Here is a 23,561-nt window from a genome sequence, read left to right as displayed (position 1 = left end):
CGGGCATCATGCCAAGTCGGGCCCTGGGGCGTCCGAGCCGGCCTGGCCCCGGCGGGGAGCCGGCCCACCAACCGCACCGAACACCCGGCGCATCGCCATCTCCTGCTCCATCACGCTGGCCAACCGGCGGACCCCCTCCCGGATGCGCTCCGGGGAGGGGAAGGAGAAGTTGAGCCGCATGTGGCCGGTGCCGGTGCCGTCCGCGTAGAAGCCGGTGCCGGGCACGTACGCCACCCGGGCGGCGATGGCCCGCGGCATCATCGCCTTCGAGTCCAACCCCTCGGGCAGGGTGGCCCAGACGAACAGGCCGCCGCCCGGCTTGGTCCACCTGGTCCCGGCCGGCATCAGGTCGGTCAGCGCGGTGAGCATCGCGTCCCGCCGCTCGCGGTAGACCTCGCGGTAGACCTTCAGCTGCTCGCGCCAGGGCATGGTGCTCAGGTACGCGGTGACCGCGGACTGCGCGTACACGCTGGGGCAGAGGATCTGCGCCTCGCTGGCGATCACCAGCTTTTCCCGGACGGCGTGCGGGGCGAGGATCCAGCCGACCCGCAACCCGGGAGCGAACGTCTTGGAGAACGTGCTGAGGTAGAAGACCCCTTCGCGGCGGCGGGCCCGCAGCGGCGCCGGCGCTTCCCCTTCGAAGCCGAGCTGACCGTACGGGTCGTCCTCGACCACCAGCAGCCCGGCGCGTTCGCAGATGTCCAGTACCCGCTCGCGCCGCTCCTCGGTGAGGGTCACTCCGGCCGGGTTCTGGTAGGTCGGGATGGTGTAGAGGAACTTGACCCGACGCCCGGCCCGGGCCTGCTCGGCGATGGCCAGTTCGAGGGCCTCCGGGATCAGGCCGTCGTCGTCCATCGGTACGTGCACCACCTGGGCCTGGGCGGCCTGGAACACCCCGAGTGCGCCGACGTAGGTCGGGCCCTCGGCGAGCACCACGTCACCCGGGTCGAGGAAGAGCCGGGCCACCAGGTCGAGCGCCTGTTGCCCACCGACGGTCACCACCACGTCCTCCGGGGAGGCCCCGCACCCGGCGTCGATGCCGGAGAGGGACATCACCTCGCAGATCCGCTCGCGCAGTTCGAGGGTGCCCTGGCCGATGCCGTACTGGAGGGTGGTGCTGCCGTGCTCGGCACCGAGCCGGCCGAGCATCTCGCCGACGGCGTCCAGCGGGAGGGCGGCGATGTACGGGGCGCCACCGGCGAGTGAGACCACTTCCGGCCGGCTGGCCACCGCGAAGAGCGCCCGGATCTCCGAGGCGGTCATTCCCCGCACCCGGCGGGCGTACCGGTCGGTGTAGTCGTCGAGTGTCGTGCCGGTCATCACATCACCTCGGTGGCTGCTCGGACGGCTCCTTCCCGGATACCCGGGACACCGGCGACCATGGCGGTACGGCGCGCCGAATGTCGATCCTAGCCGCCACCGGTCGGCCGGGAACCCTCGATTATCGGCGCGTCCACATGCCGGACCGGGCGAGTACGGCCCTGAAATGCGCGTTTGCGCGTACTCTCCCATGCTGGCGATCGGCGGCGTACGATCGCTCGTCGGGGGGCAGCGGTGCCCGTCAGGCCGCTGCTGCGGCGGATGCCGTCCGGGCCGGTCCCGCTGCCGAGCCTAGTGTGGGGAAAGCACCTATGTCGCGACGTCTGGTCAGCCTGACCCTCGACACTCTCGAGGATCTGCCCCGGCCGTGCCGGCAATGCGTCTACTGGGAACTTGATCCGGTTTCCGCCGATCGGGCCTGTGCGGCCGGCGATCCGGGGCTGGAGAAGGAGGCGTGGGTCTCGCAGACCCTGTTGGAGTGGGGCTCCTGCGGCAAGCTGATCTACGTGGACGGGATGGCCGCCGGTTTCGTGATGTACGCCCCGCCGGCCTACGTGCCGCGTTCGATGGCGTTCCCGACCTCGCCGGTCTCCGCCGACGCGGCGCTGCTGATGACCGCGAACGTGGTGCCCGCCTTCGCCGGTGGCGGGCTCGGTCGGATGTTGGTGCAGGGGGTCGCCCGGGACCTGACCAAGCGCGGGATCAAGGCGATCGAGGCGTTCGGGGACGCCAAGTTCGGTGACGCCGCCGACCCGGAGGGCACCTGTGTGGCACCCGCCGACTTCTTCCTCTCGGTGGGCTTCAAGACCGTCCGGCCGCATCCCCGCTTTCCCCGTCTACGGCTGGAACTGCGGACGGCGTTGAGCTGGAAGTCGGATGTCGAGTACGCGCTGGAGAAGCTGCTCGGCTCGATGAGCCCGGAGTCGCTGCTGCGCCCGGTCCGTCCGACGCCGGCCACCCGTACCACCGCCGGCTGAGACCGGCACGGGTCACTCAGTCGACAACGGTGCCGGCGGCGACGGCGGCTCGCAGTTCGCTCACGTCGATCGAGCCGGTCGGCACGTCGCGCTCGATCGGCAGGTACATCCGCTGGACCGCCGCCACGATCGCCTCCACCAGCTTGTCCCGGAAGCGGGGATCGATCAGCCGCCCCCGGTCACCCGGCGAGGTGAGGTAGCCGACCTCGACGCGTACCGCCGGCATGCGGGTGAGCCGGAGCAGATCCCATGCCTTGGCGTGGGTCCGGCAGTCGCGCAGCCCGGTCCGCGCGACGATCTCACGCTGCACCAGCCCGGCCAGTCGCTCCCCGGTCGCGGAGGTGACCCCGTTGTCGGTGCCGTAGTGGTACGTTGCCACGCCCTCGGCGTCCGGGTTGGCGTGCCCGTCGGTGTGCAGCGAGATGAAGACGTCCGCGCCGAGGGAGTTGGCAAGCTGCGCCCGGTCGATGTCGGGCAGGCAGGTCGCCGGCGCCGGCCCCCGGGTGAGCTGCACCCGTACGCCCGCGGCGGCGAGCCGCCCCTCCAGCCGGCTGGCCAGGTCGTGTACCAGGTCCGCCTCGGTCCAGCACAGCGGACCGTCGGGCACCACCACGCCCGGGTCGGTGCCGCCGTGGCCCGGGTCGATGACCACGGTCCGGCCGACAAGCGTCGGACCGGACTGCCGGATGGCGTCGGACTCGCGCAGCCACTGCGGCCGTCCGCCGACCACCTTGCGGCCGAGTCGACGCAGCGCACCCATGGTGTGTGGTCCGCAGGTGCCGTCGGGGGCCAGGCCCACCTCACGCTGGAACTGGGCCACCGCCCGAGCGGTGCGTACGCCGTAGATGGCGTCCGCGCCGCCGACGTCGTACCCCATTTCCAGCAGCCGTTCCTGCAACGAGCGGACGTCCTCGCCGGTGAGCGGGACCGGCACCGCGTGGTAGAGCGTCCGGGCGCCGAGGCGCCAGCGTGCGGCGTCCAGCGCCCGCCAGGTCTCGGCGCCGACCCGGCCGTCGACGCTGAGACCACGCGACTGCTGGAAGGCTCGGACGGCTCGTTCGGTGGCCGCGTCGAACTCGTCGTGTTGTGGGTCGTTCGCCTTGGAGAGCAGGTCGAGACCGGTAAGTACGGCACGTATCTCGGTCACCGCGGGTCCCCGGTCGCCGGGACGGATCGGACGCACGCACGACCCCCTCTGCACGGTGGTGGCTGGCCGGACCCGTCAGCGGCGTACGCGGCACACCGCGACGGCGACCAGGCGGTCACCGGCGTCCGGCGCCCCCGGGTTCGAGGTTATGCGCTTGGGCGATCCGCAGGCGGAGAAACGCGTCGACCCCGTACCGGTGGGCCCGGCACGGGGTCGAGACGGCGTACGGTCGCCGGTGGGAACTAGAGCGCCGACTGGATCAGCTTGACCAGCTCACCCTTTGGCTTGGCACCGGCGATCGACTGCACCGGCTCGCCGTTCTTGAAGACGGTGAGGGTCGGTACCGACATCACCCGGTAGGCGCGGGCGGTCTCCGGGTTCTCGTCGATGTTGAGCTTGACGATGCTTACCTGGTCACCCATCTCGCCGGCGATCTCCTCCAGCAGCGGCGACACCTTACGGCACGGTCCGCACCATTCGGCCCAGAAGTCCACCAGAACCGGCTTGTCAGACTTGAGTACGTCGGCCGCGAAACTCGCGTCGGTGACCGACTTGGTTGCTCCCACTGTTGACCCCTCCTCCGGGATATTTCTGGTTCAGTCCTTGGGCAGCGTGGCGATGAAGCGTTCCGCGTCCAGGGCCGCCGCACAACCCGTGCCGGCTGCGGTGATGGCCTGCCGGTAGGTGTGGTCGACCAGGTCACCGGCGGCGAAGACACCCGGGACGCTGGTCCGGGTGCTGGGCGCGTCGACCTTCACGTAGCCCTCGTCGTCCAGCTCCACCTGCCCACGGAACAGCTCGCTGCGCGGGTCGTGGCCGATCGCCACGAAGACACCGGTGACGTCGAGCACCTTGGCCTCGCCGGTGTGCACGTTGCGTACGCGTACGCCGGAGACCTTGCCATCCGCGCCGAGGATCTCCTCGACGACGGTGTTCCACTCGACCTTGATCTTGTCGTTGCTCAGCGCCCGCTCCGCCATGATCTTGCTGGCCCGGAACGAGTCCCGGCGGTGGATGATGGTCACCGAGTCGGCGAAGCGGGTCAGGAAGCTGGCCTCCTCCATCGCCGAGTCGCCACCGCCGACGACCACGATGTGCTGGTTGCGGAAGAAGAAGCCGTCACAGGTGGCGCAGGAGGAGACGCCGTGGCCGAGGTACTCCTGCTCGCCCGGTACGCCGAGCGGACGCCAGGCGGAGCCGGTGGCGAGGATGACCGCCCGGGCCCGGTGGGCGGTCTCGCCGACCCAGACGGTGCTCGCCGTGCCCGGCTGACCGGTCTCGACCAACTCGACCCGGGTGACGTCGTCGGTCAGGAACTCGGCACCGAACCGCTCGGCCTGCTTGCGCATGTTGTCCATGAGTTCGGGGCCGAGAATGCCGTCCGCGAAACCGGGGAAGTTCTCCACCTCGGTGGTGGTCATCAGCGCGCCGCCGGACTGCACGCCCTCGATGATCAGGGGCTTGAGGTTGGCGCGGGCCGCGTAGACCGCGGCGGTGTAACCGGCCGGCCCAGAGCCGATGATGATCAGGTTGCGGACCTCGTCCACTGCCGTCTCCCAATCGTGTTGACTGTCGTCACCGGCGGGTCCCCGCCGATGTCGATCCGAGTGCCGACGGGGCGGCAACTGCTGTGCAGAACGTCATCGTACGAATCGGGAATTCCCGAGCCGGTCATCCGGTGGGTCACGTCACGTGGACGGGTCAAACGTCCGGTGACTGCGAAAATCACCCTACCCGCGTACGGTAGCGGGTGTCCGAGCCGGACCCGGGGATACCGCACTCGGGCCCGCTGACCCAGGCCCACTGGGCACCGGAGCCGTCGGTGAAACGCACGACGAGCGCCGGTCGGCCCTGGAAGCGGGCGTAGTCGACGGCGTCGAAGGTGACCGGGCCTTCGCCATGCTCGGTGCCGATCTCGGCCAGGCAGGTGCTCAGCGCACGCTGGTCGCCGAGCCGCGTCAGGTCACCGAGGCCGGCCGTACGCTCGTCCGGCGCGCCCAACCCGCCCTCCGGCTCCGCGCTGCCGGAGAAGTGCTTGATCGTCGGCAGCGGCAGGGCCTTCGCCAGTTGCTCGGAGGTGTAGTCGGTGCCGCTGCGCTTCGGTGGCACGGCGATCCGGTACGGGCTGCTGGCCTGGGCCGGGGCAGGTTCCGAGGCCTTCTCCTGGGCGGTCCCGGACGTCCCCTCCTCCTGCCGGGCGATCCGCGGTTCGTCCTCGGGCGTCGGGACCGGGGCGGTGCGCTGGCCGCTCAGGGCGGTGTCCGCCGTCGACTCGGCGTTGCGCTGCTGCCCGGACAGTTGCAGCGCCCCCAGCCCCACCACGGCCGCAGCGGCGAGCGCGACGGGGGCGGCGACCCGGGTCCAGCGGCGGCGTCGTCGTCCCGGCCGCGTCGGTGCAGCGCTCTCGTGGCCCGGCCGCAGGGTGCGGCCCGGTCGCCGGGGCCCACCAAGTGGCTGGGCCGGCACGAGGGCGGGTTTCGCCTCACCCGAGTCCGGGTCGGGCTCGTCGAGATCGTCAGTCGCCGGGCGGTCGTCGGTGGTGTTCCCCGCCGCGCCGGCGGCGGCGGAGCCGTCGGACGTGTGGCCGGGCAGATCGGCGGTGGCCAGCGCGGCCAGGATCCGGTCGGCGACCTCCGCCGGCAACTCCGGCGTCTGCTCACCCCAGGCGAACAGGTCGGCGCGGACCTCGGCGACGGCCGGGGCCAGTGCCGCGTGCGCCCGAGCCCAGGCCGGGTCCTCCGCGACGAGGCGGGCGACCTCGGTTTCCGCCGCGGTGCCCGCCAGCGCGCCGCCGAGGTAGTCGGCGAGCAGGTCGTGGTCGACCCCGCTGAACTCCCCGGTACTCACGCTTCCTCCTGGTTGGCATCCGGTCGGGAGCGCCCCGACCTCGATCGGACGCCCTGCGGCGCTCTCGGGTTCCCACGGGTGAGCGCCGGCACGTCGGAGGCATCGTCGGGCAGCTGCTCGCCACCGGTCCGCAGGTGCCCGAGCATGATCGCCAACCGGGCCCGACCCCGGGCGCACCGACTCTTGATCGTCCCCTCGGCGACGCCGAGGATCCGGGCGACCTCGGCGACCGGATACCCCTGCACGTCCACCAGGACGAGAGCGGCACGCTGTTCGATCGGGAGCGCGGCCAGGGCGTCGCGGACCACCATCGCCGTGTCGTGGTCGCGTACCGGTGCGGCCGGTTCGACGCCACCGGTGCCGTCGTCCCGGTCGTGGACCCCGTCGGGCATCGGCACCGTGGGGTGGGTCTGCCGTCGTCGGATCCGGTCGAGGCAGGCGTTCACCACGATCCGGTGCAGCCAGGTCGTGACGGCGGCGTCGCCCCGGAACCGTCCGGCGGCACGGTGCGCGGAGAGCAGCGCGTCCTGGAGGGCGTCGGCCGCCTCCTCCCGGTCACCGAGCGTACGCAGGGCCACCGCCCAGAGCCGGTCGCGGTGTCGGCGGAACAGCTCGGCGAACGCGTACCGGTCACCGGCGACGTGGGCGTGCAGCAGATCCAGGTCGCTGACCGTCTCGTCCACCGGTGCTCCGTCCGTCCGGTCCTGAGCGGCAGCACGTCCGTCGCGTACGTCCATCGTCAGGCCCGCTGCGGGTGCCGCTCCGTCACGACCCCTGGACCGTGATCTCCTGGACACCGACCTTGAAGCCGTTCCCGTTCGGGGGCAACTCGGTGATCCAGAACAGCAGGTAACGGTACTTCTGGTCGGCGTCGAAACCGTTGAAGGTCATGGTGGTCCCGTCGTGCGCCTCGAAGGGCTGCCCGATCTGGTTCTTCTTGTACTCGGTGAGCATCCGCTTGTCACCGGCGCTGCTCGACGGGGCGTCGAGCGTGCCGGTCAGCAGTTCCGCGGAGGCGCCGGTGTCGGAGAGGTTGACCTGGAGGGACCTGACCGTGCGTTCGGCACCGAGGTCGATCCAGATGCCCATGCCCCGCTTGAAGTTGCCGAAGTTGCCGGTCGGGTAGGTCTCGGTCGACCAGCCCTCGTCCCGGTCGCCGTCGAAGACCTTCTCGGCGTCGCGGACCTCGCTGCGGTTGCGGCTGTCGGGGTCGATGATCCGGGCGGCGCTGATCTTCAGGTCCCGGACCGCCGGTGTCGACGGCTCGTCGCTCACCGGTGCGCTGGCGCTGGGCGCGGCGACCGGATCGGTCTGCGGATCCTCGTCGTTGCCGCTAAGCGTGCTGATCCCGATGAGCAGGCCGATCAGGGCAACCGTGAGTAGGCCGGCGATGCCCAGGGCGACCTTGCGTCCACCTGCGGCGGCCAGCGGCGACGGCTCGTCACCGGGCTCAGCGGCGAAGCGCAACGGACCGCTGTTGTCGAGGTAGTCGTCATCGACGGGCACGTCGAGCCGGGCCAGTTCGGCAGCCAGTACATCCGACGATGGCGGCGCGACGGTGGTGTCGAGCAGGTCCATGGTGAGATCGTCAAGGTAGGCCGGCACACCGGCCCGGACCTGGCGCGGAGCCGCCGCGGTGCCGTTCGCGTCGCGTACCGCGTCGGGGATGGCCGCCCGGCCGTGCCCGGCGGTGGCACCCCGCAGCGGTGCCTCGGTGTGCGGCCAGTGCCCGGTAAGCGCGTAGTAGAGGATGCCGCCGACCGCTCGGACGTCGGTCTCCTGGCTGTCGGCGCCGTCGGTGCGGGCGTCCGCCAGGACCACCCGGCCGTCGTCGCTGATCATCACGGTGCCCGGGTGCACGTTGCCGTGCACCATGTCGGTGGCGTGCACGGCGGCCAGCGCGCTGGCGACCGCGTTGCCGACGGCGGTGGCCCGGCCGGCGTCCAGCGGCCCACCCGCGACCAACTCCCGCAGCGACTGGCCGTCGACCCACTCGCGCACCACGTAGGCGCGCTCGGCCTCGTCGATCGCGTCGTAGACACCGACCAGATTGGGATGGACGACCCGGCTGGCCGCGACGGCGGCCTGGAGCATCTCGGTGGCTGAATCGCCGCCCGGGTAGCGCAAGACGACCGCGACGGGGCGACGCAACACGACATCGACGCCGCGCCAGACCAGCCGACCCGCGCTGTCGTTGTTGATGTGCTCGACCAGTTCGTACCGTTCGGCGAGGATCTCACCGGCCTCCGGAGCACCGAAGGTCATGACCGGCGGAGTGGTCTCGTCCGCGTCCTGACCCTCGCCGACCTGGGTCACCCGTCCTCCCTCGGTGATCGTGTCGATCGATGGACCCGCGCTGCTGGGCATCTGATTCCCGCTCCGCCTTCGTGTCGCACCGGGCGACCTGGTCCCGGCACGGCGCGCGCCGGTGCCTGTCGTACCCGTCGAGAGCGACCTTACCTGGGTTGGCCGTCTCCCCGACATGTCATCTTCCCGCCGTCACCGCTGCGGATCTCACGCCTCGGGCGGGCTTGTCCTGTTACGACCGTTGTCAGCCACGTTGCTGGCTCATGTACCAGCCAATTTAGATGTTGCCCACACTCGGCCTCCGCACGGGCGGTGCGGAGAAGTCGACAGTTTCGGACGCCGACGGGGTTCCCGTCGATCGGCCGACCATGCTCGGACTTCCGGTTGGTTATCCACAGGCCGAACCGTCAGGTGAGCGGCGACGCGCCCAGTTATCCACAGGATGGTCCACAGGATGGTGATCCCCGGTCACTCTGTGTGCGGCGGGGCTGATCAGCGGCCGAGCCGGCGACGGACCATGCCGACCACCTCGGTGATCTCCGAGATCCGCAGCACCATGGCCAGGCCGAGATAGCTGCCGCCGATCACCGCGCCGCCCACCAGCAGCTGCACGATCGCCTCCAGCCGGCTCGGCGTGTCGTCGCCGGGAAGCACTGCCACGACCAGCAGACCGGCCACGGCGGCACCGAGCGCGGCGACGGCCACCCGGCCGAGGGTACGCAGGATGGCACCCAGACCGATGCGACCCACCCGGGGCCGCAGCAGCCAGGCGGAGGCGATGGCAGCGGCCAGGTACGAGACCGCGTTACCGATCATCATTCCCGCCCCGGCGAAGCTCGCCGAGAAGATCAGGAAGAGGGCGACCTGCACCCCGATCCGCAGCGCCACCACCGGAATGTTGATAAGTGCCGGGGTGCGGGTGTCCGGCAGCGCGTAGAAGGCGAAGGTGAACAGCTGGCTGATCGCGAACGGCACGAGGGCGAGCGCGGCGGCGAGCAGCACCAGCGACGTCGCGCTCGCGTTCTCCTCGTTGAACGCACCCCAGCGGAACAGGGTGAACGCGATCGGAGAGGCAAGCACGGCGTAGCAGACCGCGATCGGGGCGAGCACCGCCGACACCGTGCGGGTGCCCCGGGACAGGTCGGCGGCGAGGTCGGCGAAGCGACCGTCGGCGGCGGCGGCGCTCATCCGGGGCATCAGCGCGGTGATGATCGAGACGGCGATGATGCCGTGCGCGGTCATCAACAGCAGGAACACGTTGTTGTAGATCAGTGGGCCGGCCGCGTTCTCCTTGCCGGCCCGGTTGAGCAGGTTGAACAGCACGATGAGGCCGACCTGGCTGACCGCGACGTAGCAGATCATCCAGGCCCCGAGCCGACCCAGCTCGGCCAGCCCGAGCTTGCGGAAGTCGAAGCGGAGCTTCCACCGGAAGCCGACCTTGCGCAGGGCCGGCAGCAGGCCGCCGACCTGGATGGCCACACCGAGCAGCGTGCCGCCACCGATCAGCAGGACCCGTCCGGTGGTCATGTCCTCCGGCCCGACGATGTCCGTACCGAAGATCGCGATGTACAGGCCGGCGGTGCCGATGACCACCAGGTTGTTCAGGATCGGTGCCCACATCGGGGCGGCGAAGTGGCCCCGGGTGTTGAGCACCGCGCTGATCAGCGCGCTCAGCCCGGAGAAGAAGATCATCGGCAGCATGAGCCGGGCCAGGTTGGTGACCAGCCCCGAGTAGCCCTGCGCCGACTCGTCGGCCCCGTACAGCCAGGTCAGCGGCGCGGCGAGGGCCACCGCGAGCACCGCGGCGACACCCAGCGCGAGCAGCGCCAGGGTCAGCAGTCGCTGGGCGTACGCCTGGCCACCGTCGCTGTCCGCCTTGCGGCGGCGTACCAGCACCGGAATCAGGACACTTGTCAGGATGCCGCCGAGCAGGAACTCGTAGACCATTCCCGGCAGGATCTGTGCCGTGGTGTAGGCGTCGCCCACCAGCGCCCCGCCCAGCGCGGCACCGATGACCAGGTTGCGCAGGAAGCCCGTACCCCGGCTGACCAGGCTGCCGACCGCCATGACCGCGCTGTTGGCCGCGGCGCTGCCCTCCGCCACCTGTTCCGGCGGCGGCGCGGTCGACTCCATCGCCGGCTGGTTCAGCGGCTCGGCGGAGATGAAGGTGGCGCCGTCGTTCGGCTGGCCGCCGGGCGCGCCGCCCTGCTGGGCGTTCGCGCTGCGGTAGAGCCCGCCGCTCATCTGTGCCTCCAAGGGGTACGCCGGAGCCGGCACCGGCCCGCACGCCACAGACCTTAGTCAACCCGGTGCGGTATACCGCGCCCGGCGGAGGAGATGCCGGTCAGGACCGATAGGCTGGCGCTCCCATGTCCGAAGCCGCCGCATCCCACGCCGCCGACCGCCGCGAACTCACCGCCGCGCAGCGCAACGCCGTCGCCGAACTGCTCCGGGTTTCCCCGGTCGCCGACGAGCTGGGCCGCCGGTTCGCCGCCGCCGGCCACGAGCTGCACCTGGTGGGCGGTTCGGTACGCGACGCCCTGCTCGGCCGGCTCGGCGAGGATCTCGACTTCTGCACCGACGCGCACCCCGACCAGACGTTGGGCATCCTGCGTGGCTGGGCCGAGGCGATCTGGGAGACCGGTCGCGACTTCGGCACCATCGGCTGCCAGCGCGGCGGCCTGCGACTGGAGATCACCACCTTCCGTGCGGAGTCGTACGACCAGGTCAGTCGCAACCCGGTGGTGGAGTACGGCAGCAGTCTGGTGGAGGACCTGCGACGGCGGGACTTCACCGTCAACGCGATGGCGGTGAGCCTGCCCGAGCACCGGTTCACCGACCCGTACGGCGGCCTGGCCGACCTGGCTGCCAAGGTGGTGCGTACGCCGGGCACGCCCGCTGAGTCGTTCGGTGACGACCCGCTGCGGATGCTGCGGGCGGCCCGGTTCGCCGCGCAGCTGCGCTTCGCGGTGCACCCGGACGTACGCGCGGCGATGAGCCGGATGGCGACGGACCTGGACCGGATCACCGCCGAACGGATCCGCGACGAGTTCACCAAGCTGCTCTGCGGCGCGGATCCGATAAGCGGGTTGCGGCTGCTTGTGGACACCGGGCTGGCTGAGCGTTTTCTGCCCGAGCTGACCGGGCTGAAGCTGGAGATCGACGAGCACGCCCAGCACAAGGACGTCTACGAGCACACCCTCACGGTGGTCCGTAACGCGATCTCCTACGAGGACGACGGGCCGGACTTCGTTCTCCGGATGGCCGCGCTGATGCACGACGTCGGCAAGCCGGCCACCAAGTCGGTCGGCTCGGACGGTCGGGTCAGCTTCCACCACCACGAGGTGGTCGGCGCCCGGTTGACCAAGGCGCGGATGAAGGCGCTGCGCTACCCGAAGGACATCACCGCCAAGGTCACCGCCCTGGTCGCGCTGCACCTGCGCTTCTACGGCTACGGCCGGGGCGAGTGGACCGACTCGGCGGTGCGCCGGTACGTCACCGACGCCGGTGAGTTGTTGCCCCGGCTGCACAAGCTGACCAGGTCGGACTGCACCACCCGCAACCGCCGCAAGGCGGCTGCGCTGGCGGCGGACTACGACGCCCTGGAGGAGCGGATCGCCCGGCTCGCCGCCGAGGAGGATCTGGCCCGGGTCCGGCCCGACCTCGACGGGAACGCGATCATGGAGCTGCTCGGCGTACCGCCGGGCCCGCTCGTGGGGCGGGCCTGGAAGCACCTGAAGGATCTGCGCCTGGAGCGTGGGCCGCTGGACCGGGACACCGCCGAGGCTGAGCTGCTGCGCTGGGCCCGCGACGAGGGCATCCTCGGCTGAGCGGTGCCGCGACCTGGCACCGCTCAACACCTTTTATCCCGGGTTGAACTCCATTGCGGACGCTCGATCGGTGCGGGCCGCTACGCCGAAACGCCAACGTTTCGACCGAACGGTTGACGCGGCCCGTTGCGCCGAGCCGCGATGATGAGGCAAGTCCCGCTCGCCCAAGTGTCGAGCCAGGACGATCCACTACCTGTCCGGCCGCGCCAGGCGCGGCCGATGACGAACGGGGAGTTCATCTAGTGAAGCGCCGTGGCGTACTGCGCCGCTCGGCGGTGGCGGGTCTCGCCCTTGCCACCGCCTCGTCCATCCTCACCGTCGCCTCCGGCGGTGTCGCCGCAGCCGAACCGTCGGACCGCTCGCTGCCCAAGGTCCACGGCAGCAAGAGCTCCGGCGTGGTACCGGACCGCTACATCGTCGTCCTCAGGGACCAGCGGGCCTCCTACAGCAGCGTCCGGTCCACCGCGACGACGCTGGCCAAAGCCAACGGTGGCACCGTCGGCCAGGTCTTCGGCAACGCCCTCAGCGGCTTCTCCGTCGAGATGAACCAGCGACAGGCGGAGAAGCTGGCCAAGAACCCGGCCGTGGCTTCCGTCGAGCCGGTGCGCCGACTCTCGGCCAGCGGCACGCAGAGCAGCCCGCCGTCCTGGGGCCTGGACCGGATCGACCAGGCTTCGGCCAAGCTGAACAAGTCCTACAAGTACCCGAACACCGGTAGCAAGGTCACGGCGTACATCCTGGACACCGGCATCAACCTCGGCCACCAGGACTTCGGTGGCCGGGCCAGCTTCGGGTTCGACGCCTTCAACCCGCCGCTGCCGGGCGAGGCACCGGTCGGCGGCGGGGACTGCAACGGTCACGGCACGCACGTGGCCGGCACCGTCGGTGGCACCAAGTTCGGTGTGGCCAAGGGCGTCAAGCTCGTCGACGTGAAGGTGCTCGACTGCGAGGGCGGCGGCACCACCGAGACGGTCGTCGCCGGCATCGACTGGGTGACCGCGAACGCGCAGAAACCGGCCGTGGTCAACATGAGCCTCGGCGGCGGCGTGGACTCGGTGCTCGACGCGGCCGTGAAGCGCTCCATCACCTCCGGCGTCACCTACGCGATCGCCGCCGGCAACGAGAGCATGGACGCCTGCAAGGTGTCGCCGGCCCGGGTGCCGGACGCGATCACCGTGGGTGCCACCGACCGGATCGACATGCGCGCCTGGTTCTCGAACTACGGCAAGTGCCTCGACATCTTCGCCCCCGGGGTGAGCATCGTCTCGGCGCGGCACAACAGCACCACCGGCTCCGTGGGTGAGAACGGCACCTCGATGGCCGCCCCGCACGTGGCGGGCGCCGCGGCGCTGCTGCTGCACAGCTACCCGACCTGGACGCCGAAGCAGGTCCGCGACCGCATCGTCACCACCGGCATCGCCGGCGCGGTCTACGACCCGAAGGGCTCGATGGACCGGCTGCTGACCGTCGGCTCGGTCACCCAGGCCCGCTCGGCGTACGGCTTCAAGGCCAAGTCCAACGGCAAGTTCGTCACCGCGGCCAGCACCAAGAAGGCACTCGTCAACAACGGCAAGAGCCTGGGCACCGCGCAGCGCTACGACATCGTCAACGCCGGCAGCGGCCTGGTGGCGCTGCGCTCCAAGAGCACCGGCCGCTACGTGGTCGCGCCGAGCAAGGGCAAGAAGCCGCTGATCGCCAGCCACAAGAAGATCGTCACCGCCGGGAAGTTCACGATCGTCAACCACACCGACGGTACGGTCAGCCTCAAGGCCAAGGCCAACGGCAAGTACGTGACGGCACCGAAGTCCGGCAAGTCGTCGCTGAAGGCGAGCAAGACCAGCATCGGCACGTCGGAGAAGTTCACCGTCGACGCACCGCCGCCCGTGGTCAGCATCAGGTCGCTCGCCAACAACAAGTACGTGGTCGCCGGCAGCAAGCCGCTTAAGGCCACCAGCAAGTCGGTCACCAAGTCGACGAAGTTCCAGATCGTCAACCGCGGTGACGGCTTCTTCGGCCTGAAGGCACTTGCCAACAACAAGTACGTGACCACGCCGAGCAAGGGCAAGAAGCCGCTGATCGCCAACAAGAAGTCGGTCGGCTACTGGGAGGAGTTCGCCTTCTTCTGGTACTACGGCGACGGCACGGTCTCGCTGCTGGGCGGCGCCAACAAGCTGGTCACCGCCGGCTCGGCCGGTACCAAGCAGTTGATCGCCAGCAAGAGCCTCAGCTCGACCCCGGGCAAGGGCGAGAAGTTCACCTTCTCCGCCGCCTGACCTCGCACCACGACACACCTCTGGCGCCCGCCGGAGCGCCCCGGTCCACGGGACGTTCCGGCGGGCGTCGCCACGTCCGGGGCCGGTCGGGCAGGTGGACAATGGCGGCATGCGTTGGACGATGCTCGACTCGCCGATCGGAGTGTTCACGGTGGCCACCGACGGCACCAGCGTGTGCGGAGCCGCCTTCGGCCCGGTCGAGCACGCCGACACCGAGCCGGCCGACGAGGGTGCGCGGCAGGCCGTGGCGGAGTTGCGGGCGTACTTCGCCGGGGAACGGACCGACTTCGACGTGCCGGTGACGGTGCCCCGCGGATCGGAGTTCGAGCGGGCGGTGTGGCGGGAGATGACCCGCATCCCGTACGGCGAGACGCTTACCTACGGCGAGGTGGCCCGGCGGGTGGGCGACCCCGGGGCGGCCCGCGCGGTCGGGGTGGCCTGCAACCGCAACCCGATCCCGGTGGTCGTGCCGTGCCACCGCATCATCGGTGCCGGCGGAAAGCTGGTCGGCTTCGGCGGCGGCCTGGACCGCAAAATCAAACTCCTCGAACTCGAAGCCCGAGTAACCCTCCAACGCACCTGGACCTAACCCCCACCCCACCCTCCCCACCCCCACCTCCCACCCCCACCCTGTTGATCATGAGGTTAGCGGCAGTTTGAAGATCACCTACTGCCGCTAACCTCATGATCAACCAGGGAGTAGGGAGGGTGGGGAGGGGTGGGGGTGGGGAGGGGAGGGTGGGGTGGGGGGTTAGGCGGGGGCGGGGAGGCAGCCGCCGTCGGCTATGCGGGTACCGATCTCGACCCTGATGTCGTCCTGCCGGACGCTGCCGAAGACGCAGGCTCGTCCGGTCCACCCGGCGAAGAGCAATCCGTCGCCGGGGCCGAGGTCGAGCCGGCCTGGCGGCCGGACGACGACGTCGAGCAAGCCGGTGGCGCTCACCGCCTGTCGTACGGCCTCCTCCTCGGGTTCGTCCTGACCACCGGAGGTGAACAGGTTGAGACTCCGCGATACCTCGGCGGCGCAGGCCTGGGCACCAGCGGTCGCCTCGGGGTCGAGGTTGCCGCGCTGCCGGAAGGCTTTGTTGGCGGCCTGCTGGCGCAGGAACTCCTCCTGGCGCAACTGCTCGTCGGTCATCGGATTCCCGCTGCCGAGTGACCTCGGTACGACCGGGGATGCGCCGACACGCCCCGACTCGGCCGGTGTCTCTGGAGTGGCGCTCGGTTCGGGCACCACCGCCGGTGGCGCGTCGGCTGTGACAGCACAGCGGGCCTGCGGCCCAGGGGTCAGTGCAATGGCGGGTGGTGCATCCTCAGCGGAGTCGGCGGATGGGGCATCCCCCGGCTGGGCGCAGGCGATCAGGGCGGCGAAGAGCATCACGCCCGCGACTGCCCCGGCGACCCGGTGCCCTGACCTCACGGAACGAACAACGCCAATGGACAGCACGGGCTCACCCTAGCCCGAATCCTGGTACGGAAATGCCCCTCTGACGGTCTCGACCTCGAAGTCATGACCGCCTCAACGGAGATCATGGAAGGGGTGTTGCCACCTGTGGTCGAGCCCGGCTTCGGGGCGTACCAAGATCTTTCTGCTCAGTGGGCCGTGGGGCCGGATCCACCAGGATCCGGCCCCCCATGCCTTGCTGAGTAAGCGGGTCAGCGCTCGATCTCGCCGGCGATGAACGCCTCGACGGCGGCGTGCGCCTCGTGGTCGGCGTACTGCACGGGCGGGGACTTCATGAAGTACGACGACGCCGACAGGATCGGTCCGCCGATCTTCCGGTCCAGGGCGATCTTCGCGGCGCGGACCGCGTCGATGATGACGCCCGCCGAGTTCGGCGAGTCCCACACCTCGAGCTTGAGCTCGGCGTTGAGCGGGGTGTCACCGAACGAACGGCCCTCCAGGCGGATGTAGGCCCACTTGCGGTCGTCCAGCCACGGCACGTGGTCGGACGGGCCGATGTGCACGTCGCTCTTGGCCATCTCGTGCGGCACCTGGGAGGTCACCGACTGGGTCTTCGAGATCTTCTTCGAGACCAGGCGGTTGCGCTCCAGCATGTTCATGAAGTCCATGTTGCCGCCGAAGTTGAGCTGGTACGTGCGCAGCAGCTCGACCCCCCGGTCCTCGAAGAGCTTGGCGAGGGCCCGGTGCACGATGGTCGCACCGACCTGGCTCTTGATGTCGTCGCCGACGATCGGCAGGCCGGCGTCGGTGAACTTCTGCGCCCACTCGGGGTCGGAGGCGATGAAGACCGGCAGGGCGTTGACGAACGCGCAGCCGGCGTCGATCGCGGCCTGGGCGTAGAACTTGTCGGCCTGCTCGGAGCCCACCGGCAGGTACGAGACGACGACGTCGACCTGCGCGTCGCGCAGCGCCTGCGCCACGTCGACCGGCTCGGCGCCGGACTCCTCGATGATCTCGCGGTAGTACTGGCCGAGACCGTCGAAGGTCGGGCCGCGCTGCACGGTGACGCCGGTCGGCGGCACGTCGCAGAGCTTGATGGTGTTGTTCTCGCTGGCGACGATCGCCTCTGCGAGGTCCATGCCCACCTTCTTGGCGTCGACATCGAACGCCGCGACGAACTGCACGTCCGAGACGTGGTAGTCGCCGAAGGTGACGTGCATGAGACCCGGGACGCGGTCGTTCGGGTCGGCGTTCCGGTAGTACTCGACGCCCTGTACCAGGGACGAGGCGCAGTTACCCACACCGACGATGGCGACGCGGACGGAGCCCATCGCGTGTGCCTCCTTCTTCTTTGTCACGGCCGCTCTTTCCTGGACTCTCCAGGCGGAGGCGGGCTGTTGTCTTCTCGTCGGCCGCCGGCCGTCCCGTCCTGCGGGACCGTCGGGGCACGGCCGGAGCGCTCGTTGGCGATGAGCTCCTCCAGCCAGCGGACCTCACGCTCACAGGCCTCCAGGCCGTGGCGTTGCAGCTCCAGCGTGTACGCGTCGAGGCGCTCGGCCGCCCGGCCCAGCATGTCGCGAAGTCCCTCGCGGCGTTCCTCGATGGTGCGGCGGCGACCTTCCAGGATGCGTAGCCGGGTCGCCTGGTCGGTTCGGGAAAAGAACGCGAAGTGCACACCAAAACCGGTGTCGCCGTACGTCTCCGGCCCGGTCTGTGCGATGAGCTGAGCGAAGCGTTCCTTGCCCTCCGCGGTGATGGTGTAGACCACCCGACCTCGTCGGCTGGTCAGCGCGGGAACCTCCTCGGCGGTGGCGGGTGTCTCGGCGGCCTCGGCGATCCAGCCCGCCGCCTGAAGCCGGCGCAGGGTGGGGTAGAGCGAGCCGTAGCTGATGGCCGCCCGGATCGCCCCGAGCTTGGCGGTGAGCTCCTTGCGCAGCTCGTAGCCGTGCATCGGAGCCTCCTGCAACAGGCCGAGGATGGCGAGTTCGAGCACGGCCACCCTTCCCTTACCCTGTGCGTGGAGCACTAACCACCACGATGTATCGGACCGATACATCGCACCGTAGCGTCTCGCCCGGTCCGGAGCAAACACCCGCTCCGATACCTCCTGCTCACGGATTGTCACGGTGGTCGCCTCGCCTGACGAGACCGCGTACCCTTTGCCGCATGCGTACGCAGCGCCAGGTGGTCGACTACTCGCTCCGAAAGCGAGCGGTGCTGCGTGAACTCCTCGCCGGACGTGTCGGCACCTATGACCTGTGCGATGCGTCTCCCTACCTGAAGAACGCGGCTCGCTTTCACGGGGAACCCACTGACCAGCGGTGTCCGATCTGCCGGAGTGAGAACCTCACCCACGTCCACTACATTTACGGAGACGAACTCAAGCAGTCCGCCGGCCAGGCCCGTACAGTGGCCGAGTTGTCCGTGCTGGCGATGACGCTGCGTGAGTTCCAGGTCTTCGTGGTGGAGGTGTGCCTCGGCTGTGACTGGAACCATCTCGTCGAGCAGTACCTGCTCGGGCGGGACGGGCTGACCGGTGGCACCGACGGCGAGTCGGAGCAGCAGACGGCGAGCGGCGTGGCCGCCGCCAGCGGAGCAGGTGCGCGACGAAGGCGAGAGGCGCAACGGTGAATCGAGCTCGATCGGCCGGCCCCGGCCGTGGGGTACCACCCGGCTGGGGCAACCGATGGCTCGTACGGGCAAATAGTCCCAATAATTCTGATCCGAACTCGTCGGCGCGGCACCGCCGTGCCTGGCCGGCGAGTGTCGCAACTCACGGCAAACCGGTGGTGGCGCGACAGTGCCCCACCGCGACGGCAGGGTGTGAGGAATGAACTCGTACGGTGATCCCAGCTCCTCGCGCGGCCGGGCCCGGATTCCGGGCCAGGACGACGGGCCGGCGGGCGACGCGTACCGTCGCCCGGATGGTGATCCGCGCGGAGTCAACTGGTCGACCGGGCCGGATGGTGCCGGCCCATCGGCCCGCGCATCAGTCGGCGGGCGAGCATCGGTCGGTGGCTCGGCGAGCGTGCCGCCGCGTGGCGGACCCGTAGCCGGCTCGGCCTCCGTTGGTGCCGCCCCGGTGGGTCGGGCCGGGCCGGGTCGCGCCTCGGTGCCGGTTTCCCGGCGGCACCCGGTCGGGCCTCGGTGCCGGTCTCCCCGCGCCCGGACGGGGCGGTCGCGCCTCGGTGCCGGTGAGCCCGGCGCCGGGACGGGCCTCGGTCGGCGCTGCCGCCGTCGGCGCGGCCTCCGCCGGTCGGGCGAGCGTCGGATCGGCGTCCGTGGGCGGTCGGGCCGCGGTGGCCCGGGCGAGCGTCGGCGGGCCAGGTGGACCCGGTGGCCCGGGTGGACCCGGTGGGCCGGGTGGACCGGGCGGTCCGATCGGACCCGGTCGCGGTGGTCGCGACCCGAAGGCGGCGGCCCGGGCCCGCAAGCGCAAGCGGATGAACATGCTGATCGCCGGTTTCGCGGTCTTCATCATGATGGCCGGCATCGGCGTGGTCGGGTTCACCTACTACTCGACAAACGTGGTGCTGCCCAAGGAGATCCCGCTGCCGCTCTCCACCACCATCTACATGAAGGACGGCAAGACCCCGGTGGCGAAGCTCGGCACCGAGAACCGCATCTTCGTCACCATCGACAACATCCCGGAGCACGTACGCAACGCCGTCGCCGCCGCCGAGGACCGCAACTTCTACCGGCACTCCGGCGTCGACTACAAGGGCATCGCCCGGGCCGCCTGGAACAACCTCTCCGGCGGTGACCGGCAGGGTGCCTCCACCATCACCCAGCAGTACGCCCGCAACGCCTACGAGAACCTTCAGGACGACAGCTACGGCCGGAAGGTGAAGGAGGCGATCCTCGCCTCCAAGCTGAACGACAACTTCACCAAAGACCAGATCATGGAGAACTACCTCAACGTGATCTACTTCGGTCGAGGCGCGTACGGCATCGAGGCGGCGGCTCAGACATACTTCAAGACCACCACCAAGAAGCTCACCCCGGCACAGGCCGCGGTGCTCGCCGCGCTGATCAAGCAGCCGGTCGCCAGCGACACCCACCAGGGTTACGACCCGGCCGTCAACGAAACTGACGCCAAGATCCGGTGGGAGTACGTCATCAACGGCATGGTCGAGGAGGGCTGGCTGGGCGCCCCCGGCAAGCCGGAACGCCCGACCGAGTACCCGAAGGTCGAGAAGGTCAAGAAGGACAACGGCTTCGGCGTCGCCACCCCGAGCGGCAACGTGGTCAACTACGTCCGCAAGGAGATGGAGGAGTGGGGCCTCTGCTCCAACTCGGGCGCGCCAGAGAAGCCGAGCTGCGTGGACGAGTTGCGGGAGGGTGGCTACCGGATCACCACCACCATCGACCCGAAGATGCAGAAGGCGGCCGAGAAGGCGGCCCAGCCGGACCGCAAGGGTTCGATCTTCGACGGCCAGCCGGAGAACCTGATGGCGGCGGTGGTCTCGGTCGAACCGAAGACCGGCCGGGTGCTCGCCTACTACGGCGGTGACAACGGCACCTTCTTCGACTACGCCGGCGCGAACACCGATGAGAAGGGCGCCCTGGTCGGCGGTCACCCGGCGGGCTCGACGTTCAAGATCTACACCCTCGCCGCGGCGATCGACGCCGGCATCTCGGTGAAGTCGTACTGGGATGCCACCCCGTTCAAGCCGGACGGCTACGACGACGAGATCGTGAACGCCGGCCGGGACGTGCGGCAGAGCTGTAACAAGTCCTGCACCTTGCAGGAGTCGACCGTGCTGTCGTACAACGTGCCGTTCTTCCACATCGCGGAGCAGATCGGCACGGACAAGGTGATCGACATGGCCCGGCGGGCCGGCATCCGCACCATGTGGACCGTCGAGCCGGTGCAGGCGTACGACCTGACGAAGCACAAGCCCAAGGAGCTCGCGCCGAGCAAGTTCGACCGGGTGGCCGCCTTCGGCCAGTATCCGGTCACCGTGCTCGACCACGCCAACGGCCTGGCCACGCTCGCCAACAGCGGCAAGTACAACAAGGCGCACTTCGTGCTGAAGGTGGAGAAGCAGAACAAGGCAACCGGCAAGTGGGACAAGGTCCGCGGCACGGGCGAGAAGCTGGAGCCGAAGCAGGTGATCCGCGCCGAGGTCGCCGACGAGGTGACCGGGGTGCTCAAGGAGATCCCCGGCAAGAACAACGCCAGCCTGGCCAACCGCCCGGCCGCCGGCAAGACCGGTACCTGGGAACTGTCCAAGACGGACAAGAACCAGGACGCCTGGATGGTCGGCTACGACAAGAACGTGGCCACGGCGGTGTGGATCGGTAGCCGCGACATGAAGAAGCGGGCCATCCTCGACCGGAACAAGAGCAACATCAGCGGTGGCGGGATGCCGGCCCAGCTGTGGAAGCGGTACATGGACGACGCCCTCAAGGGCTTCGACCCGACGCCCCTGCCCGATGTCACGGGCGTCGGAGACAAGGACGCCGGCAACGGCGAGCCACCGCCCCCGCCGGAGCCGGAGAACGGCCAGCAGTGCGAGCCGACCGACCTCCTCTGCCAGCTCGGCGGTGGCGGCAACAACGGCGGCGGCAACAACAACGGTGGCAACAACGGCGGCGGTCGGGACAACAACGGTCCCGGCAACCCGGCCGACGGCTTCCCCTTCACCCCGCCGGGCGGCGGTGGTGGTGGCGGGCTGCTGCCACCGGCGACCACCAACCGGGACTAGCTCTCTTCGAGCTGCGGGCGGTCGGACCTCAGGTCCGGCCGCCCGCAGCTTTTCGCGTACGCCACCACGGGTCGGGACGATCCGGCGTTGGTGGTGGTTTCGGCTTCTGCCCGGTCAGTTGATACGGCAGGATGCACGGTCATGAGCACGCAGTCGACGCCAGGCATCGATGGACCGGATGTCCCCGATCACCCGTCCCGGTCCGACGGCTTCGTCCGAGGACTCTCCGGACTCATCGGTGGCCCGCTCGGCGACCACGCGGTCGCCCGTGACCTGCCCAGCGGTATGGGCCGCCGGTTCTGGACCGCAGCCCGGATCGTGCTGGCGTTGACCTGTCTGACCCTGGTCCTGCACTGGGTGCAGAAGTCGCCCTGCCAGGACGGTGCCTGGACGGACAACGAGCAGTACACCCGGTTCTGCTACACCGATGTGCTGGCGCTCTACTACGCCGAGAACCTGCACCAGGGCGCGGTGCCGTACCGCGACCACCCGGTGGAGTACCCGGTGCTCACCGGGTACTTCATGGGAGCGCTCGGCCTGCCGGTGCACTCGGTAGGCGAGGGCAACCCCGAAATCAACCAGGGGCAGTGGTTCTACAACCTCAACTTCCTCGTGCTCGGCGCGCTTGCGGTGGCCACGGTGGCGGCGCTGCTGGCGCTGCGCCGTCGGCGGCCGTGGGACGCCGCGCTCTTCGCCCTGTCGCCCGCGCTGCTGCTCACCGCCACCGTCAACTGGGACCTGCTCGCCATCGGGCTGGCCACGTTCGGACTGCTGGCCTGGGCCCGTACCGGACGAGGGCTCGGTGCCCGGGTAGGCGCAGAATCGCCGCCGGGTGGCGGGAACAACGCCGGGATGCTGATGGTCGCTTTGGCCGGAGTGCTGCTCGGGCTCGGCGGTGCGGCGAAGCTGTGGCCGCTGTTCATCCTCGGCCCGATCCTGGTGCTGGCGATCCGCACCGGCCGGGTCTGGGCCGGCATCCTGCCCATCATCACGGCCGCGGTGACGGTGGTGGCGGTGAACCTGCCGGTGGCGATCCCGTACCGGGAGAACTGGGGACGCTTCTTCGAACTCAACACCACCCGCCCGATCGACTGGGGAACCCTCTGGTACATCGGCCGCTACCTGGACGGCAAGGTGGGCGACCCGGCCAGCCAGGGGTCGTTCCAGTGGCTCGACGCCAACATTCCCACCCTCAACTGGGTGTCGTACGCGCTGTTCGGGCTGGCCTGCCTCGGCATCGGCCTGCTCGCGCTGCTCGCTCCGCGTCGGCCCCGGCTCGCCCAACTCGCCTTCCTGGTGGTCGCCGCCTTCCTGATCTTCAGCAAGGTCTGGTCGCAGCAGTTCGTGCTCTGGCTGCTGCCGCTGCTGGTGCTGGCCCGGCCCAAGTGGGGCGCCTTCCTCGCCTGGCAGGTGGCCGAGGTCGGCTACTTCGTCGCCTTCTACGGCGAGTTGCTCGGCACGTCGACCGGCACCCCGGTCTTCCCGGAGGGCGTGTTCGTGCTGGCCGCCAGCCTGCGACTGGCCACGGTGGTGGCGCTCTGCGTGCTGGTCGTACGGGAGATCCTGCACCCGGAGCGGGACGCGGTCCGGCGCACCTACCCCGACGACCCGGACGGTGGCCTCTTCGACGGCACCCCCGACGCGCCCTGGCTGGAACGCTGGCGGGCCCGCCGTGCGGCGTCCGCGCCGACCCCGACCCCCGCCGCCGTCACCTGACGGCGGCCCGCCGGCTGGATCCGCAAAC

At 70.0% G+C, this 23,561-nt stretch carries 17 protein-coding genes and 1 pseudogene; 7 read left to right on the top strand and 11 right to left on the bottom strand.

Annotation, left to right across the window (positions count from 1 at the left end; all coding sequences use genetic code 11):
* Window positions 1-6: 6 nt before the first annotated feature.
* Window positions 7-1,320 carry a PLP-dependent aminotransferase family protein gene (locus tag QQG74_RS31520; RefSeq protein WP_341718239.1) on the bottom strand — a complete coding sequence of 438 codons (1,314 nt, stop codon included), beginning with the start codon at window positions 1,318-1,320 and terminating at the stop codon, window positions 7-9.
* 311 nt (window positions 1,321-1,631) lie between these two features.
* Here QQG74_RS31520 and QQG74_RS31515 point away from each other — a divergent pair, with 311 nt between their 5' ends.
* Window positions 1,632-2,297 (top strand): GNAT family N-acetyltransferase, encoded by a 666-nt coding sequence (locus QQG74_RS31515; protein WP_341718238.1) that lies wholly within the window; start codon window positions 1,632-1,634, stop codon window positions 2,295-2,297.
* Window positions 2,298-2,313: 16 nt separating this feature from the next.
* Here the strand turns inward: QQG74_RS31515 and QQG74_RS31510 are convergent, their stop codons facing one another.
* From QQG74_RS31510 to murJ, 7 genes are all read right to left on the bottom strand, one after another.
* On the bottom strand, window positions 2,314-3,480 hold the full coding sequence (locus QQG74_RS31510; RefSeq protein ID WP_341718237.1) for an N-acetylmuramoyl-L-alanine amidase: 1,167 nt from the start codon (window positions 3,478-3,480) through the stop codon (window positions 2,314-2,316).
* A gap of 206 nt (window positions 3,481-3,686) precedes the next feature.
* The gene (trxA, locus tag QQG74_RS31505; protein ID WP_341718236.1) at window positions 3,687-4,010 is read right to left on the bottom strand and encodes a thioredoxin; all 324 of its coding nucleotides are present in this window, start codon (window positions 4,008-4,010) and stop codon (window positions 3,687-3,689) included.
* 30 nt (window positions 4,011-4,040) lie between these two features.
* Window positions 4,041-4,991 carry a thioredoxin-disulfide reductase gene (trxB, locus tag QQG74_RS31500; RefSeq protein WP_341718235.1) on the bottom strand — a complete coding sequence of 317 codons (951 nt, stop codon included), beginning with the start codon at window positions 4,989-4,991 and terminating at the stop codon, window positions 4,041-4,043.
* Between the two features lie 178 nt (window positions 4,992-5,169).
* On the bottom strand, window positions 5,170-6,291 hold the full coding sequence (locus tag QQG74_RS31495) for a hypothetical protein (protein WP_341718234.1): 1,122 nt from the start codon (window positions 6,289-6,291) through the stop codon (window positions 5,170-5,172).
* A complete protein-coding gene (gene sigM, locus QQG74_RS31490) occupies window positions 6,288-6,974 on the bottom strand; it encodes an RNA polymerase sigma factor SigM (RefSeq protein WP_341718233.1) in 687 nt (228 codons plus the stop codon). Before sigM ends, QQG74_RS31495 begins: the two co-directional genes overlap by 4 nt.
* Before the next feature lie 82 nt (window positions 6,975-7,056).
* On the bottom strand, window positions 7,057-8,658 hold the full coding sequence (locus tag QQG74_RS31485) for a protein kinase family protein (protein ID WP_341718232.1): 1,602 nt from the start codon (window positions 8,656-8,658) through the stop codon (window positions 7,057-7,059).
* A 432-nt stretch (window positions 8,659-9,090) separates the two neighbouring features.
* On the bottom strand, window positions 9,091-10,842 hold the full coding sequence (murJ, locus tag QQG74_RS31480; RefSeq protein ID WP_341718231.1) for a murein biosynthesis integral membrane protein MurJ: 1,752 nt from the start codon (window positions 10,840-10,842) through the stop codon (window positions 9,091-9,093).
* Window positions 10,843-10,967: 125 nt separating this feature from the next.
* On the opposite strand from murJ, the gene QQG74_RS31475 reads away from it, so the two are divergent.
* From QQG74_RS31475 to QQG74_RS31465, 3 genes are all read left to right on the top strand, one after another.
* Entirely contained in the window at window positions 10,968-12,428 is a 1,461-nt protein-coding gene (locus tag QQG74_RS31475; RefSeq protein ID WP_341718230.1) for a CCA tRNA nucleotidyltransferase, read from the top strand.
* Window positions 12,429-12,670: 242 nt separating this feature from the next.
* On the top strand, window positions 12,671-14,701 hold the full coding sequence (locus QQG74_RS31470) for a S8 family serine peptidase (protein ID WP_341718229.1): 2,031 nt from the start codon (window positions 12,671-12,673) through the stop codon (window positions 14,699-14,701).
* Between the two features lie 109 nt (window positions 14,702-14,810).
* Window positions 14,811-15,290, top strand: a complete 480-nt coding sequence (locus QQG74_RS31465) for a methylated-DNA--[protein]-cysteine S-methyltransferase (protein ID WP_341718228.1) — start codon at window positions 14,811-14,813, stop codon at window positions 15,288-15,290.
* A 162-nt stretch (window positions 15,291-15,452) separates the two neighbouring features.
* Here the strand turns inward: QQG74_RS31465 and QQG74_RS31460 are convergent, their stop codons facing one another.
* From QQG74_RS31460 to QQG74_RS31450, 3 genes are all read right to left on the bottom strand, one after another.
* Window positions 15,453-15,839: a hypothetical protein gene (locus tag QQG74_RS31460; protein ID WP_341718227.1), complete on the bottom strand. Its 387-nt coding sequence runs from the start codon at window positions 15,837-15,839 to the stop codon at window positions 15,453-15,455.
* A gap of 518 nt (window positions 15,840-16,357) precedes the next feature.
* Window positions 16,358-17,437 (bottom strand): inositol-3-phosphate synthase, encoded by a 1,080-nt coding sequence (locus QQG74_RS31455; protein ID WP_341721471.1) that lies wholly within the window; start codon window positions 17,435-17,437, stop codon window positions 16,358-16,360.
* A gap of 23 nt (window positions 17,438-17,460) precedes the next feature.
* On the bottom strand, window positions 17,461-18,099 hold the full coding sequence (locus QQG74_RS31450; protein ID WP_341721470.1) for a PadR family transcriptional regulator: 639 nt from the start codon (window positions 18,097-18,099) through the stop codon (window positions 17,461-17,463).
* Window positions 18,100-18,272: 173 nt separating this feature from the next.
* Here QQG74_RS31450 and QQG74_RS31445 point away from each other — a divergent pair, with 173 nt between their 5' ends.
* From QQG74_RS31445 to QQG74_RS31435, 3 genes and pseudogenes are all read left to right on the top strand, one after another.
* Window positions 18,273-18,737 (top strand): DUF5318 domain-containing protein, encoded by a 465-nt coding sequence (locus tag QQG74_RS31445; protein WP_341718226.1) that lies wholly within the window; start codon window positions 18,273-18,275, stop codon window positions 18,735-18,737.
* Between the two features lie 199 nt (window positions 18,738-18,936).
* Window positions 18,937-21,817, top strand: a pseudogene (locus QQG74_RS31440) (transglycosylase domain-containing protein).
* 141 nt (window positions 21,818-21,958) lie between these two features.
* Window positions 21,959-23,533, top strand: a complete 1,575-nt coding sequence (locus tag QQG74_RS31435) for a glycosyltransferase 87 family protein (RefSeq protein WP_341718225.1) — start codon at window positions 21,959-21,961, stop codon at window positions 23,531-23,533.
* The last annotated feature ends 28 nt before the right edge of the window (window positions 23,534-23,561 follow it).

Source organism: Micromonospora sp. FIMYZ51 (assembly GCF_038246755.1).
Lineage (GTDB): Bacteria > Actinomycetota > Actinomycetes > Mycobacteriales > Micromonosporaceae > Micromonospora.
The sequence above is the reverse complement of the archived record's forward strand: the minus strand, read 5'-3'. Positions and strand labels throughout refer to the sequence as shown.

Coding starts and splice junctions, on each gene's coding strand:
- QQG74_RS31520 (WP_341718239.1), bottom strand. CDS start 1,320: ATGACCGGCACGACACTCGACGACTACACCGACCGGTACGCCCGCCGG.
- QQG74_RS31515 (WP_341718238.1), top strand. CDS start 1,632: ATGTCGCGACGTCTGGTCAGCCTGACCCTCGACACTCTCGAGGATCTG.
- QQG74_RS31485 (WP_341718232.1), bottom strand. CDS start 8,658: ATGCCCAGCAGCGCGGGTCCATCGATCGACACGATCACCGAGGGAGGA.
- murJ (WP_341718231.1), bottom strand. CDS start 10,842: ATGAGCGGCGGGCTCTACCGCAGCGCGAACGCCCAGCAGGGCGGCGCG.
- QQG74_RS31475 (WP_341718230.1), top strand. CDS start 10,968: ATGTCCGAAGCCGCCGCATCCCACGCCGCCGACCGCCGCGAACTCACC.
- QQG74_RS31465 (WP_341718228.1), top strand. CDS start 14,811: ATGCGTTGGACGATGCTCGACTCGCCGATCGGAGTGTTCACGGTGGCC.
- QQG74_RS31460 (WP_341718227.1), bottom strand. CDS start 15,839: ATGACCGACGAGCAGTTGCGCCAGGAGGAGTTCCTGCGCCAGCAGGCC.
- QQG74_RS31455 (WP_341721471.1), bottom strand. CDS start 17,437: ATGGGCTCCGTCCGCGTCGCCATCGTCGGTGTGGGTAACTGCGCCTCG.
- QQG74_RS31445 (WP_341718226.1), top strand. CDS start 18,273: ATGCGTACGCAGCGCCAGGTGGTCGACTACTCGCTCCGAAAGCGAGCG.
- QQG74_RS31435 (WP_341718225.1), top strand. CDS start 21,959: ATGAGCACGCAGTCGACGCCAGGCATCGATGGACCGGATGTCCCCGAT.